This window comes from Ascidiimonas aurantiaca, assembly GCF_037646345.1.
Lineage (GTDB): Bacteria > Bacteroidota > Bacteroidia > Flavobacteriales > Flavobacteriaceae > Ascidiimonas > Ascidiimonas aurantiaca.
This window is the reverse complement of the sequence record NZ_JBBEWR010000005.1, coordinates 250,737-264,167: the sequence shown is the minus strand read 5'-3', so window position 1 is coordinate 264,167 and position 13,431 is coordinate 250,737. Positions and strand designations below refer to the sequence as shown.

Below are 13,431 nucleotides of genomic sequence, written 5' to 3'. Positions count from 1 at the left end.
TTATGAGATGGTATTTTGATATAACATGTGGGCAATATTTTTTTCTATATGGTAATTACAGTTTTTAGAGACCCAGTCCAGTTGCCCCATAGGGTTTATTTCTAAAAAGTAATAGGTATTATCTTTTGTGACTATAAAATCTGCAGAGCCTGTAGAAAGGCCTGCTTTATTCATAAATGTTTTTAATTTTTTCTCTATAACAGAAGGTAATTTGAAAGGAACGCACCTATTAGGTAACCCGGGATCGTAATTCCTGTAATCCAGTTGTGTTTTTTCATTATTCTGCGAGAATATAGCCATTGCATACACCTGTTCTTCTATACAAAAAACACGTACTTCAAAAGCTTTAGGCAGTAATTGCTGAAGGTAAACAGGTTCAAAAAAATCAGCCAGTTGCTCTATATCTTCGTCGAGTACCTCAATAGTCCCTGCAGAGTTTAAACAGGAAGTGTTCTCTAATTTTATAAATACAGGGTATCTGAGGTCTTTGGAAATGATCTTACCATATTTCCTTTTAAAGGCCACCAGATTGGCTTTGCTGGTTGTTATTTCGGTTTCAGGAATATGCAGGCCTACTTGTTTGGCAATCATTAAGTGGTATAACTTATAGTTTTCATCTTCTGCCAGGAATGAACCTATGTATTTTTTTACATTTTTAGACAATACGAGCTCCAGCGCTTTCACAAGTGCATTTTCTTCTTTTTTTAGATATCTGTAAGTGGTTTCTTTTTTCATGTGGTCATAACTCAAAAGCCGTACTCTTCCTCTTCTGTGCCATACTATGGTATTTTTCGTAAAAGGAATACCGTTAATAGTAAGGTAGCTATCTGATGAAAACCCCAGGGTTTCAAGATTACTAACATCTTCTGAATAGATCAATTGAAATGCAGTATCAAGAGAATATAACCAGTCAATAACTATCTGGGTAGTTATGTCATATTGAGAACTAATGATAACGATCATTGTTCCGGACTGTCATACCGGAATGTAAAGGGTAATCCCTCCCTCCCTTCCAGATGCCATTGTATCTGGCGAAATTCTTCAAAAGGAATATTTCCTTTTTGGTACTCATTCCTGATCAGTGCAAGCATGGGCTGCTTTAAAGGTTGGGGGGTGTGCATTAAAACTATGAATATTAACAAGGGCTTCCCTATAATATCACTATTTGGATACCCGTATTTTTCTATAAAACTCAATAATTCTCTGGAATTGATGAAGTCCAGTTTGTTTTGATAAAGCCATAAACTGTCTTTAAGACATGTATCCAGATCGTTTTCGTTGTGAAGAATATACGATCGGACAGACTGATCTCTTTCAAAAATTTTTTTGACCTGGCTGTATAAAATATTTGATGATACTTTTCCGGGGGGATTGACTTGTGCATGAGACATCCATATACCGGTAATAAAAGCTACATACAGTAAATAGGTATTCATTATTGCCAATTTTAGCGGGAGGTTACTACACACGGTACTATTAACCTCTGTCGGGGGCTGCCAAAATATAAGTAATGGTATCTCCGGGACTTACTTTCCCATCACCATCATTATCTGCGTAAATATCACTTGTATAGTTCCCCAGATCAAAAGTTCCCGGACCCGTAGGATATATACCGTCCCAGCCACCTTTTTTAGTATGATAGGCTCCTGTAGTGATCTGCACTTTTTTAAAAGTTTCTATACGCTTCATAACCGATGATTAAAATTCTATCAGATAAATACGGTAAAAGAGTCTCCGGGACTCCATTGCCCATCATTATCACGATCGTGATGTACGTCTCTATACGTAGGATTATCCGGTGGGCCCATCGTGGTAGGAATATCACCAAAACTTCCTTTTGCCATTAATGCACCAAAATCATTAATGCCGCGATCTGAAAACTTTTTTAACAGTATTTTTTCCATATTCTTTCTTTTTATAAGTTATTTTAAGAATATAAAAACACTTTAGCATATTTCGCTATTACTATCACTATTCAATATTATGAAATTTATTCTTACAAAAGAAGTAATCCTTGAATATTCTAAAAATTAGAAAATCGTAAATAAGATAAAAAAATACATTTTAAAACACTGTTTTTCAAGTGATTAAATTAAAAATATAGTTATAAGAGAATTTGTAGGACAATAAATATCTATGCAACCTCTATTTTAATATAAGAGAAAACGTGCCGAAATCTACTAAAAATTACGCTTTTGCCTTATCTAAGTGATGGGTTTACATTACTTGATATTCTTTAAAACCTAAAAATGGCTTTGTCAAGCCTTAAGAAAATAAACTTTTGTGTTTTTGGACAGAAAACTTATTTCTTTCTAAAAAACACCTGAACCGGTACTCCGTGAAAGTCAAAGTTTTCCCTGAGTTTATTTTCTACAAAACGCCTATACGGGTCTTTGATATACTGAGGGAGGTTGGCAAAAAAAGCAAACTGCGGGGTGGGTGTAGGCAACTGCGTGCAGAATTTGATCTTAATATACTTCCCCTTACTTGCCGGAGGTGGCTGGTTTTGAACGATAGGGAGCATCACTTCATTAAGCTTGTGGGTAGTGATACGTTTGCTACGGTTTTTATAAACGGTAACCGCAGTTTCGATAGCCTTAAAAATACGTTGTTTGGTCAGAACAGAGATAAAAACAATAGGTACATCAGTAAATGGTTCTATAGCTTTTCGTATTCGTTTTTCAAATTCCCGGGGAGTTCCGGTTTCTTTTTCAACCAGGTCCCATTTGTTTACCAGGATCACAATACCTTTTTTGTTTCGCTCTGCCAGCCAGAAAATATTGAGGTCCTGCCCTTCAAACCCCCGGGTAGCATCTACTACCAGAAGGCACACGTCACTGTGCTCAATAGCACGTACCGAACGCATTACCGAGTAAAACTCCAGATCTTCTTTTACTTTAGATTTCCTGCGTATCCCGGCAGTATCTACCAGGTTAAACTCAAAACCAAAACGATTGTACCTGGTATCATTGCTGTCGCGGGTCGTACCTGCAATATCGGTAACAATATAACGCTCCTCACCTATTAAGGCATTGATAAGTGATGATTTCCCGGCATTGGGCCTTCCCACTACAGCAAAACGTGGTAATTCATCGTCCTCATCCTCGGGAGTTTCAGGTAATTTTTCGACAACAGCATCTAACAACTCACCGGTACCACTCCCGTTACTACTACTTATAGTAAAAAACTCACCCAGCCCCAAAGCATAAAATTCTACGGCATCAGCATTTCTTGTAGCATCATCTACTTTGTTTACGGCCAGGAACACCGGCTTATTTGATTGGCGTAGTAATCTCGCCACATCTTCATCCATCCCGGTTAGGCCGGTCTCAACATCTACCACAAAAATAATTACATCTGCCTCTTCAATAGCGAGTTCTACCTGCTTATCGATCTCCTGTTCAAAAATATCATCACTCCCTTTTACATACCCGCCGGTATCGATTAGTGAAAACTCTTTTCCGTTCCAGTCACTTTTACCATAGTGCCGGTCACGTGTAACCCCACTTACGGCATCTACTATGGCCTCCCTGCGTTTTATCAAACGGTTAAACAAGGTAGACTTTCCAACATTAGGCCTTCCCACTATAGCTACTATGGCACTCATACAGAATTTTTTAGTGCCGCAAAGGTACTATTCTAGTTTATTAGGAAAAAATAAACTCTGATTTCTCTTAGAATACATTTACAAAATAAAAAAGACGTGGTAAAAAACCACGCCTTTCTAATTAAGATGATATATGGATAAAATAGAACTAACTATTCATTTTCATAAAAAGACACTGTACCGCTATCTTCATTGGCAACTACCAGCAGATCTTTACCCGTCGGACTATTGGCAGCCGGTATTACTAAGATACCTTCGGGGGCTTCGTCTTCACTGCGGGAAAGTATTTGTAAAAACTGAGGTGCTACAGGATTGGTAATGTCATACACCAGTATCTGATCGTTTCGCTCAAGTCCCACAAAGAGTATATACCGTTCGTCTTTAAGGTTAAGCACTGTTACTGCTTCGGGTTCTGCCCCTTTGGCATCACTACGACCGTCATCATCATTAAACCTGTCCGGAGTTAAGGATAAGGTACGTGTAGCGATCTCACTACCACTGTCATAAATAAGCGATCCTGTTGTGCTCCATACACTAAAAGAACGCGCACCATAAGAATACAGTTCTTCAAAAAAGTTATCATTATCTGTATCGCCCAGTGCATTGGTTACTTGAAGACGACCCAGGTTTTCTTCCAGTTGTAAGGTAGCAGCATTTGGAAAAGCGGTAGCATCCAGACTCAGGTCTTTGATACGCTCTTCTTCAGAGAAGGTATCGTAATCACGGGCATCGCCTTCATTGGCAGTTATTAAATAACCGGTACCGTTTATATTTACATACGTTATAGCATCGGGCTGATACATCCCAAATACGGGTACGGCCCGTAATCGTTTCTCACCATCTTCATCACTGGGATCTATTTCATTGCCTGCCTGAGAATACTCTTTAAACCCAAGAGGTGAAATAGAGCTGATCTGATTGGTGGTAAGATCTACAATGGCTACTCCATTATTTTCCTGAAGGGTCACATAGGCAAAACGGGAATCGTCTGAAACGGCAATAAATTCAGGCTCTACATCCTGCGCGAGGGTAGCACCCGGGCCAAATACCCGGAATCCATTGGCTTCCAGTGCAGCTTCGGAAGCATTAAAAGAGGAAAAGCTCAAAGTGGTTACGTTACCGGAAGCTAATTCTATAACGCTAACAGAGCCTTCGGGGTCAACGCTGTAATCATCATTAGGCTCTCCTTCATTGGCGGTAAGCAACCGGGTACCATCGGGAGTGAAAGTAACCATATCTGGCAGGGCACCTACGGTGTATGAATTTACCAGTGTCTGGGTATCTGTATTGTACACCAGTACTTTACCGGGATCCTGCTTGGGGTCTGCCTCTACCGCAATAGCCAGGAGTCCGTTATAGACCGCTACACTGTTAGCCGCACCTTCACCACTTACATCTATAGATGTTCCTTTTACCGGAGATGAAAGATTGCTAATGTTATATACCGTTACCTCTTTTGTGTTAGTATTGTCTTCATTATTTACAATGAAAAGTTTATTGGTTTGCGGATCGAAAGCTACGATCTCGGCAGAAGCTTCGCCCCCTACCTCAATGGTAGTAAGGTATTGAAAGTTTACGCTATTATCCGGGTTCGGGTCACTCTTCCCACCGTTATCATCATCATTTGAACAGGAGAAAAAGATGGCAGAGAAACAGAGACTGTACAATAAACCTGTTTTTTTCATAAGAGTTTTGTTTTGATCGTGTAAAGATGAATGAACATTGTGATTAAAAGGTTAACGAATTCAAAACATACCTTTAGGAATAGCTCTCTAATGTTATGAAAAAGGAAACAGTGAAAGAATATTGCAGAAAAAACATAGCACTTCAAATAAGACTATCTAAAAAAACAAAGCGGTAATTATTTACATTTTCATCAAAAAAATGTATCTTTTTATGAATTTTGTCAAACTTATGAGCTCACTTCCCAACGAGATTGTTTTACGGCCCCGTTTTCAAAGAGAATTGAACTATCCTAAAGAGAAGGCCCTTCATGCTTTTCAAACAGCTATTGCCTCCCCTTTTATTGTAAAAAGGATAGATGATCATGTTTTTATTAAATTCAATAAGGAACAAATTAATTTCTGGTCGCCTCAGCTTCATTTGGAGATCAATGAGACCACTGAAAACCATTCCCGGCTCTATGGCCTTTTCGGCCCTAACCCTACTTTGTGGACATTTTTTATGTTCCTCCATTTTGGGGTAGCTACGATTTTTGTGATTTTTGGTATCTGGGCGTATTCCAACTGGTCTATCGGGGAGCCATTTGGTCTGCAAATGGCCATTATGATCTGTATGGTGGTCATGTGGTTTGCCCTGTATGCTTTTGGTCGTTTTGGAAAGACTCAGGGAAAAGACCAGATGCGGGCCCTCCATCAGTTTATGGAAGCTACACTGGCTACTCTTTGATTTATTATTGGTTATACCCGAAACGTTTTAGCTGTCGTGAATTGCTACGCCAGTCTTTATTGACTTTTACATACAGTTCCAGGTGAACCTTCTTGCCAAAAAAGGCTTCCAGGTCTTTTCGGGCCTGTGTTCCTACTCTTTTTAAAGGGCCGCCTTTGTGTCCGATAATAATACCTTTTTGGGTTTCCCGCTCGGTCATAATTACAGAGCGAATACGGATTATAGTCTCGTCTTCATTAAATTCTTCAGTAATCACTTCTACCGAATACGGGATCTCTTTTTTATAGTTGAGAAGTATTTTTTCCCGTATGGCCTCGTTTACAAAAAAGCGCTCCGGTTTATCCGTAAGCTGATCCTTCGGATAAAAAGGCGGGGCTTCCGGTAAAAGCTCTACGATTCGTTGGCACACTTCTACCACATTAAAACCCGTAATTGCCGAAACCGGCCAGATCTCTGCATTGGGAACTTTCTGTTGCCACCAGGCTACCTGTGATTCCAGTTCTTCCTGAGAAGAAATATCTATTTTATTAATGAGTAGGAGTACAGGAATTTCTGTTGCCGTGATCTTTTGAAAGAATGTTTCATCTTTTAATTCCTTTTCTCCGATTTCTATCATGTACAGGAGTACATCTGCATCTTCAAGAGCAGATTTTACAAAATCCATCATAGCTTCTTGTAGCTGGTAAGCGGGCTTGATAATACCCGGTGTATCTGATAAGATGATCTGAAAATCTTCTCCGTTAAGAATTCCCAGAATGCGGTGTCGTGTAGTCTGCGCCTTGGAGGTGATAATAGAGAGCTTTTCTCCCATCATTGCATTCATTAGGGTCGATTTCCCTACATTGGGATTCCCAATAATGTTGACAAACCCAGCTTTATGCTTTTTCATGTTTCATTTTTTTAAAATATGTGGTCGCTGCACGATTAATATGAGGTGCCAGCCAGATCACTGCTATCATATTGGGCAGACACATAAAAGCGAATGACAGATCGATGAGATTGGTTACCATATCTACCGTAGCCACGGCTGCAAAGGTAATACTAAGAATATAAACAGCATTATACCACTTCCCTACACGGGCATTGGTAATAAAGGTAAGGCATTTTACCCCGTAATAGGAATACGTAAAAAGGGTGCTTAATGCAAAAGCAGAAACCAGTATCATTAATATTTCGGCTCCATAACCAAAAAGTAATTTTTCAAAGGCTGCCAGTGTCATCAGGATACCGTTATTGTCAGCATTAGTATATACGCCGCTAATGATAATAACGAGTGCGGTAAGGGTACATACCACAATGGTATCAATAAAAGGGCCCAACATTGCCACGAGGCCTTCTCGTACGGGTTCATGGGTTCGGGACTGCCCGTGAAACATGGGAGCAGTTCCCACTCCAGACTCATTAGAGAAAACGGCCCGGCGAACTCCGAGAATGACCAATCCCCAGAAACCACCCTGTACGGCGGTATTAAAATTAAAAGCCTCATTCAGGATCAATTGTAAAGAAGGGAGAATACTACTGCTGTTAAGGCTCATCATAATAAGCACACTTATAAAGTATAACAAAACCATGAACGGAACTATAGATGTCGCTACTTTCGCTATTTTCTTAAGTCCGCCAAAAATCACAAGAGACGTAAGGATCACCAATGTGATACCAATAATGAATTTCCAGTTAAAATCGCTTAAAGGCAGGATCGTTTCCGCAGGGTTTACTACCCTGATCAAAGTTTGCGTAAACTGATTTACCGTAAATACCGGTAAAACCCCAAAAAGTCCGGCAAGGCAGAAAAAAACGGCCATGGGTTTAAATTTAGGGCCCAGCCCCAGCGTTATATAATACATAGGGCCTCCCAACACCTGCCCGTCCGGTAATTTTTTACGAAACATAACGGCCAGACTACAGGAATAGAACTTAATACACATCCCTATGATCGCGGTGAGCCACATCCAGAATACTACACCGGGCCCGCCGTGATAAATGGCAATGGCAACGCCTGAAATGTTCCCGAGCCCTACGGTGGCTGCTACTGCAGAAGACAAGGCCTGTAAATGACTGATCTCACCCGGAGCATCTCCTTTGCTATATTTACCGGATACTACTTTTATGGCATGTACAAAATACCGGTACGGCAAGCCTTTTGAGTATAGGACCAGCCATAATCCGCCACCAATTACAAAAATAAGCATGAGCCATTCTGCATACGGAATAAGTTCTGATAAAAGTTGGTTGATACTATTCAAAATTGTGTATTTGGTTTTAAATGTAATGATTTTGCGAGGTTTGGAGGTTTTTTTGCAAAACAATTTTAATAAGTTATTGTATTACAATTAATTACGTTGTTACCGGAGCAATTGCCGTATTTATCATAAAAAAGGCTTGGCAAATTTAAAAATCGTTGTATATTTGCAGTCCACATCGCGGGATAGAGCAGCAGGTAGCTCGTCGGGCTCATAACCCGAAGGTCACTGGTTCGAGTCCAGTTCCCGCTACAAAAGGCAAAACCTCTGTACTTACAGGGGTTTTTCGGTTTTAACACGGCTGTCTATGGGGATTAAAATCGAAATAAACACTAAAAACGTACCCGGATTCGTACCCAAAAATAATGTCGTTATTATTATGGAGTTGTCAGCTCAAATAGCAATGCTTTAAACCAAAATCTTATTAGCTATCTGAAAAAGAATAGAGATGAGTCTTTAAAAAATAAAAAAGGTGTTCCTAAACATGATCAATTCCTAATTGAAGTATTGCATTACTTTTTTGCCTTTGTTTTCTTTTCTGTTTTAGGGCAACATGAATTTTGAATATATTGCAAATAAGAAAGTGCCTTATCCGCCTCTGTTTTGGTTACTTTGTAGGTTACATATCTGGAATATCGAGATTTGTCGTCCAACCACTTATATTTAACGGCCACATCTAAAGGTAGTTTATCAAAAACTAGTCGTTCTCTTGAAGAATGCCTCCCAGGAATTCCATAAGCTGACTTTACCTCATTAATGTTTTTACATTGGATAGAGTTTATTTCACAAGGAAGTAATTTATGCTCTACAAAATGTATTGCTGCATAAAATGCTGTAGTAATTACCCAATCAAAATAAATCTGGGTAGTATATAATTCACCAGAAAGCTTTTGATTTCGTAAGGCGTGTTCTTTCTTTCTCAAATATAATTTTTAAGTATAATTCTCCTGATATCCAAACCCGTCCTCTTGCAAGATATTTTCATCTAAATGATCGCTTGCGACAAGACCAATATCCAAATTCTCTTTAAAAAGTTTGTAGAAAATTTTACGATTTTCATTAATTTGTAGATATGCTAAATCAACACAATTATCATCATTCAAAAACTTATTGGGAAGAGATATTATAACCCTGGGTCTATTAAATGATAAATTTATATGCAAGCTGTTTGCATTGAAATTATTTTTCTGTAATATCGAAACTATATTTTTTGATAAAATATAAATTTGATTTGCTTTTTGAGTAAACAATTCAATTTCATCAGAAATGATGTCATCTAGAAAATCTTTCTTTCCTGACAATTTGCCGTCAGAAAACCCCTGTTTATAAGCCTCCGCAACAACATCTACATGATAATAACCTTCAGATCTTTTATTTTGTACCTCACCTTTATAAGAGTCTAAATACCTATTAAAATTATCTGAATTATGGTTAATTGTATTAGTTTTTTCCAATGATTCCACAATAGTACTTATTTCATTAATATGTAATCTCACGTAATAGCACTTTCTCAAAATTAAACATAACAAAAATGTTATGCAAAAATAAGATTTAATTTTTGCATAACATTTTATATAAGACAACAACATTGATAATATTTTACTAAATCTACTTAAGAGAAGAGGCAAAACTAATAGGTGGTTTTAAGGTGCAAAAATTGAGTTTATATGTATTTTTCTACTTACGCCCTTACATTTTGGAAATAATAGGGAGTCCTAAAAAGTATCTAAATTCATTGTTAACCCGATTATTTTAGAGCTTCAAAGTAATGATAATCCATACTTTAAATATTTCATCAAAAGCATAATACAACTCATAACCCGAAGGTCACTGGTTCGAGTCCAGTTCCCGCTACAACAGGCCAAACACAAAAGTGTTTGGCTTTTTTTAATCTGGTTTTAGAACTTGTACAAGGTATATTTTGAGTTGTTGTACAACCAACTGTATCTATTTAAAGGTACTCTACTAACACACAAATACAACTATAGAACGCCTGGTAAACTACCTGAAGTAAAACTGAAGAAAGAAACCTCTGTATAAAGTGTAAAAAATGTGTATCAGGTAAATCAACCCAGACAACAAAAACCTTAAACACATCACCCTCAAGCAAATACCTTTTTCTTTTGCTATTACCCAAAATTGCGGCATTTAAGGGTACAAAAAACATAAACATTAAATCCTGCATTATAGTTACCTGCATTTTATTATATTTCCCTAAAAATTGCCGGAGTACATTTGGCAAATAGTAGTAATACGTTATGAAAAATGAAAAACATAGAACAAATAGTAAATCAAATCAGAAGTAGAAATCCATTAGTCCATAATATCACTAATTATGTGGTAATGAACAATACTGCTAACGCTTTATTGGCAGTGGGTGCTTCTCCGGTAATGGCACATGCTGTAGAAGAAGTTGAGGATATTGTTTCCATCTCATCTTCTCTGGTGATCAATATGGGAACTTTAAGTGCCCCCTGGGTTAACAGTATGCAACTGGCTGCTAAAACTGCCAAAGCTACCAATACCCCCTTCGTATTTGATCCCGTAGGTGTGGGCGCCTCGAAGTATCGAACCGAAACCGCACAAAAAATCATTAAAACAGCCATACCTGATGTAATTCGAGGCAACGCTTCCGAAATTGTGGCACTGGCCAGATTGACCAATGATACCAAAGGCGTTGACAGCACTATACATACAGAAGATGCTGTTGAAGAAGCCATAAGATTATCAAAAATGTTAAACAATACGATCATAATTAGCGGTGCAACTGACTATATTATTACCGGCGACGACTGTAACGTGGTTTCCAACGGAAGTCCTCTAATGGCTAAAGTTACCGGAATGGGTTGTACTGCCACAGCTATGGTAGGTGCCTGTATTGCCGTTGAGACTAACATGCATAGAGCAGCCACAGCGGCAATGACCATCATGGGAGTAGCCGGCGATATGACAGAAGATCTATCTCAGGGGCCCGGGAGTTTCCAAATGCACTTTTTAGATAGTTTGTATCAGTTATCAGAGAAAATTATTATGGAGAAAGCCAGGATAAATGAGTAAAATTGACTACTCTTTAATGTTCGTGACAGATGACCGCATAAGAGATCATAAAACATTTTTCAAAGTTTTAGAAGCTTCTCTTAAAGGCGGAGCTACTGTTATTCAATTAAGAGAAAAACGAAGTAGTACCCTTTTCTTTTACCAGCGTGCCCTAAAAACCAAAATGCTTTGCAGGGCATACAATGTTCCATTACTTATCAATGACCGAATAGATATTGCATTATCAATAAATGCAGATGGGGTACATATTGGCCAAAAAGATATTCCTTATACCGTAGCCCGGAAATTATTGGGCCCTGATAAAATTATCGGGCTGTCTGTAAGTAATACGCAACAAGCCGTTGAAGCCCACACTCTGGGATCAGACTATATTGGGGTTTCTCCTGTTTTCAGCACATTTACCAAAATATCCGGCCTGGACCCGCCTTTGGGTGTAGAAGGTCTTAAAGCAATCAGGCCCCTGTTTTCAGGACCTGTTGTTTGTATTGGTGGTATCCATAAAAACAATGTGATGCTCCTCACCGGTAACGGGGCTGATGGCATCGCAGTAGTATCAGCCATCTCCAGGGCTGAAAATCCGGAAAAAGAAACAAAACAACTAAAAGAAATGGTATGTCAAACTGGTTTGAAGAAGTAAGGGCAAAAACCGATTTTATAATTGAAGCCATCAAAAAGCACCCGTTTATTATTGAGCTAATGAATGGGTCTCTTTCAAAAGATGTATTTGAGTTTTACATTAATCAGGATGCTTTGTACCTCGCTGAGTATAAAAAAATCCTGGCCCTCACCGGTACGAAATGTACAAATAGTGAAGATGCACAATTTTTCCTTGATTCTGCAACCGGAATCATCGCAGTAGAAAGTGCATTGCATCAGTTGTTCCTAAAGGGCGTGCCGTTCACTAATGAACCTTCTCCTACCTGCGAATTATACACCAGTTATTTAACACGCATTGTACACAACCATTCTTTGGAGGAGGGATTAGCTGCCGTATTGCCATGCTTTACCATATATCATGAAGTAGGGAACTATATTCTGGCCAACCAAACCGGCAAAAAAGATAACCCCTATCAGGAGTGGATACACACCTATGGAGGTGAAGCCTTTGCTGCTTCTGTGAAAAATGCCATTGAGATTACTAACAAACATGCACAAAACGCCTCGCCTATACAATTGCAAAAAATGGAATTAGCATTTGAAAAAGCGTCAAAATTGGAATGGATGTTTTGGGACAGCGCCTATAAACAGGAACCATGGAGAGTATAAAAACGCCCTACAAAAGTGTACTTACTATTGCCGGAAGCGATTCCGGTGGCTGTGCAGGTATTCAGGCAGATATTAAAAGTATTAGCGCCTGTGGTGCCTATGCCGCTTCTGTAATTACTGCCACTACTGCTCAAAACACCCTGGGAGTGTTTGATATTCACCCCATACCTGTGGCCCATATTGAAAAACAACTGGATGCCGTTTTAAGTGATATTGATTTTGGTGCCATTAAAATAGGAATGCTACACTCCTGCGAGGTTATTGAAAGCGTTCGTAAAAAGCTGGGTTTGTTTAACTCCAAAAATATTGTCATAGATCCGGTTATGGTGGCTACATCGGGCGATACTCTTATTACAGATGATGCCATAAGTTGTTTAAACAGCTTTCTCCCTCAAGCCACCTTAATAACCCCTAACATTCCCGAAGCCAGCCTTATGTTGGGTTATAGTATTGCCTCAGGAGATCTGGAAAATGCAGCCAGTACTATCGGGAAAATGTACCGCACTTCTGTTTTGTTAAAAGGAGGACACCTTAACGATGCGGCAAATGTTAAGACCGATATGCTGTACCTTTATGAAAAGGATAAAGCTATTCCCTATACAAACCCGTGGATTGATACTAAGAATACACATGGAACCGGTTGCAGTCTATCATCGGGCATTGCTGCTTTCCTGAGTTTAGGGTATGATCTGGAAACCGCAGTAAAAAATGCCTGTGAATATGTAAATCGTGCCATAAAGCTGGGAAAGAACAAGGTTTTAGGCAAAGGGAACGGCCCTATAAATCACTTCGGACTTTAATTTGCACAGGCACCTCATTACTTTACTTTTGGGAAGTAGGTAAAACACCTGA

15 protein-coding genes and 1 tRNA gene are annotated in these 13,431 nt (G+C 38.9%); 6 read left to right on the top strand and 10 right to left on the bottom strand.

The window, feature by feature from the left end; genetic code table 11:
* From WAO84_RS07405 to WAO84_RS07380, 6 genes are all read right to left on the bottom strand, one after another.
* Complete coding sequence (locus WAO84_RS07405; RefSeq protein ID WP_340064817.1) at positions 1-963, bottom strand: ATP-grasp domain-containing protein; 963 nt, start codon at positions 961-963, stop codon at positions 1-3.
* Positions 960-1,436: a hypothetical protein gene (locus WAO84_RS07400; RefSeq protein WP_340064816.1), complete on the bottom strand. Its 477-nt coding sequence runs from the start codon at positions 1,434-1,436 to the stop codon at positions 960-962. The genes WAO84_RS07405 and WAO84_RS07400 overlap by 4 nt, the downstream gene beginning before the upstream one ends.
* A gap of 40 nt (positions 1,437-1,476) precedes the next feature.
* Positions 1,477-1,689, bottom strand: a complete 213-nt coding sequence (locus tag WAO84_RS07395; RefSeq protein WP_340064815.1) for a hypothetical protein — start codon at positions 1,687-1,689, stop codon at positions 1,477-1,479.
* Between the two features lie 20 nt (positions 1,690-1,709).
* Positions 1,710-1,904 (bottom strand): hypothetical protein, encoded by a 195-nt coding sequence (locus WAO84_RS07390; RefSeq protein ID WP_340064814.1) that lies wholly within the window; start codon positions 1,902-1,904, stop codon positions 1,710-1,712.
* Between the two features lie 398 nt (positions 1,905-2,302).
* Positions 2,303-3,607, bottom strand: coding sequence for a ribosome biogenesis GTPase Der (gene der / locus WAO84_RS07385; protein WP_340064813.1), 1,305 nt, complete (start codon positions 3,605-3,607; stop codon positions 2,303-2,305).
* A 152-nt stretch (positions 3,608-3,759) separates the two neighbouring features.
* Positions 3,760-5,292, bottom strand: coding sequence for a choice-of-anchor I family protein (locus WAO84_RS07380; RefSeq protein WP_340064811.1), 1,533 nt, complete (start codon positions 5,290-5,292; stop codon positions 3,760-3,762).
* Positions 5,293-5,503: 211 nt separating this feature from the next.
* Here WAO84_RS07380 and WAO84_RS07375 point away from each other — a divergent pair, with 211 nt between their 5' ends.
* Positions 5,504-6,016, top strand: coding sequence for a GTP-binding protein (locus tag WAO84_RS07375; RefSeq protein WP_340064809.1), 513 nt, complete (start codon positions 5,504-5,506; stop codon positions 6,014-6,016).
* 4 nt (positions 6,017-6,020) lie between these two features.
* On the opposite strand, the gene era is transcribed toward WAO84_RS07375, so the two are convergent.
* Together era and WAO84_RS07365 are read right to left on the bottom strand one after the other, a co-directional pair.
* Positions 6,021-6,905: a GTPase Era gene (era, locus tag WAO84_RS07370; RefSeq protein ID WP_340064808.1), complete on the bottom strand. Its 885-nt coding sequence runs from the start codon at positions 6,903-6,905 to the stop codon at positions 6,021-6,023.
* On the bottom strand, positions 6,892-8,259 hold the full coding sequence (locus WAO84_RS07365) for an alanine/glycine:cation symporter family protein (RefSeq protein ID WP_340064807.1): 1,368 nt from the start codon (positions 8,257-8,259) through the stop codon (positions 6,892-6,894). Before WAO84_RS07365 ends, era begins: the two co-directional genes overlap by 14 nt.
* A 176-nt stretch (positions 8,260-8,435) precedes the next feature.
* On the opposite strand from WAO84_RS07365, the gene WAO84_RS07360 reads away from it, so the two are divergent.
* A tRNA-Met gene (locus WAO84_RS07360) sits at positions 8,436-8,508 on the top strand.
* Positions 8,509-8,768: 260 nt separating this feature from the next.
* On the opposite strand, the gene WAO84_RS07355 is transcribed toward WAO84_RS07360, so the two are convergent.
* Positions 8,769-9,179, bottom strand: coding sequence for a hypothetical protein (locus tag WAO84_RS07355; protein WP_340064805.1), 411 nt, complete (start codon positions 9,177-9,179; stop codon positions 8,769-8,771).
* Between the two features lie 9 nt (positions 9,180-9,188).
* Positions 9,189-9,752, bottom strand: a complete 564-nt coding sequence (locus tag WAO84_RS07350) for a hypothetical protein (protein WP_340064804.1) — start codon at positions 9,750-9,752, stop codon at positions 9,189-9,191.
* Between the two features lie 769 nt (positions 9,753-10,521).
* Here WAO84_RS07350 and thiM point away from each other — a divergent pair.
* From thiM to thiD, 4 genes are read left to right on the top strand one after another with little or no spacing between them, the layout of a single operon-like run.
* Positions 10,522-11,313, top strand: a complete 792-nt coding sequence (thiM, locus tag WAO84_RS07345; RefSeq protein ID WP_340064803.1) for a hydroxyethylthiazole kinase — start codon at positions 10,522-10,524, stop codon at positions 11,311-11,313.
* Positions 11,306-11,950: a thiamine phosphate synthase gene (thiE, locus tag WAO84_RS07340; protein ID WP_340064802.1), complete on the top strand. Its 645-nt coding sequence runs from the start codon at positions 11,306-11,308 to the stop codon at positions 11,948-11,950. The genes thiM and thiE overlap by 8 nt, the downstream gene beginning before the upstream one ends.
* The gene (gene tenA / locus WAO84_RS07335; protein WP_340064801.1) at positions 11,926-12,579 is read left to right on the top strand and encodes a thiaminase II; all 654 of its coding nucleotides are present in this window, start codon (positions 11,926-11,928) and stop codon (positions 12,577-12,579) included. The genes thiE and tenA overlap by 25 nt, the downstream gene beginning before the upstream one ends.
* Positions 12,567-13,379, top strand: a complete 813-nt coding sequence (gene thiD, locus WAO84_RS07330; protein ID WP_340064800.1) for a bifunctional hydroxymethylpyrimidine kinase/phosphomethylpyrimidine kinase — start codon at positions 12,567-12,569, stop codon at positions 13,377-13,379. The genes tenA and thiD overlap by 13 nt, the downstream gene beginning before the upstream one ends.
* Positions 13,380-13,431 lie beyond the last annotated feature (52 nt).

Bases quoted from the DNA above. Each gene is read 5' to 3' on its own strand.
- thiD (WP_340064800.1), top strand. From the start codon at position 12,567: ATGGAGAGTATAAAAACGCCCTACAAAAGTGTACTTACTATTGCCGGA.
- der (WP_340064813.1), bottom strand. From the start codon at position 3,607: ATGAGTGCCATAGTAGCTATAGTGGGAAGGCCTAATGTTGGAAAGTCT.
- WAO84_RS07400 (WP_340064816.1), bottom strand. From the start codon at position 1,436: ATGAATACCTATTTACTGTATGTAGCTTTTATTACCGGTATATGGATG.
- era (WP_340064808.1), bottom strand. From the start codon at position 6,905: ATGAAAAAGCATAAAGCTGGGTTTGTCAACATTATTGGGAATCCCAAT.
- tenA (WP_340064801.1), top strand. From the start codon at position 11,926: ATGTCAAACTGGTTTGAAGAAGTAAGGGCAAAAACCGATTTTATAATT.
- WAO84_RS07375 (WP_340064809.1), top strand. From the start codon at position 5,504: ATGAATTTTGTCAAACTTATGAGCTCACTTCCCAACGAGATTGTTTTA.
- thiM (WP_340064803.1), top strand. From the start codon at position 10,522: ATGAAAAACATAGAACAAATAGTAAATCAAATCAGAAGTAGAAATCCA.
- WAO84_RS07380 (WP_340064811.1), bottom strand. From the start codon at position 5,292: ATGAAAAAAACAGGTTTATTGTACAGTCTCTGTTTCTCTGCCATCTTT.
- thiE (WP_340064802.1), top strand. From the start codon at position 11,306: ATGAGTAAAATTGACTACTCTTTAATGTTCGTGACAGATGACCGCATA.
- WAO84_RS07395 (WP_340064815.1), bottom strand. From the start codon at position 1,689: ATGAAGCGTATAGAAACTTTTAAAAAAGTGCAGATCACTACAGGAGCC.
- WAO84_RS07405 (WP_340064817.1), bottom strand. From the start codon at position 963: ATGATCGTTATCATTAGTTCTCAATATGACATAACTACCCAGATAGTT.
- WAO84_RS07390 (WP_340064814.1), bottom strand. From the start codon at position 1,904: ATGGAAAAAATACTGTTAAAAAAGTTTTCAGATCGCGGCATTAATGAT.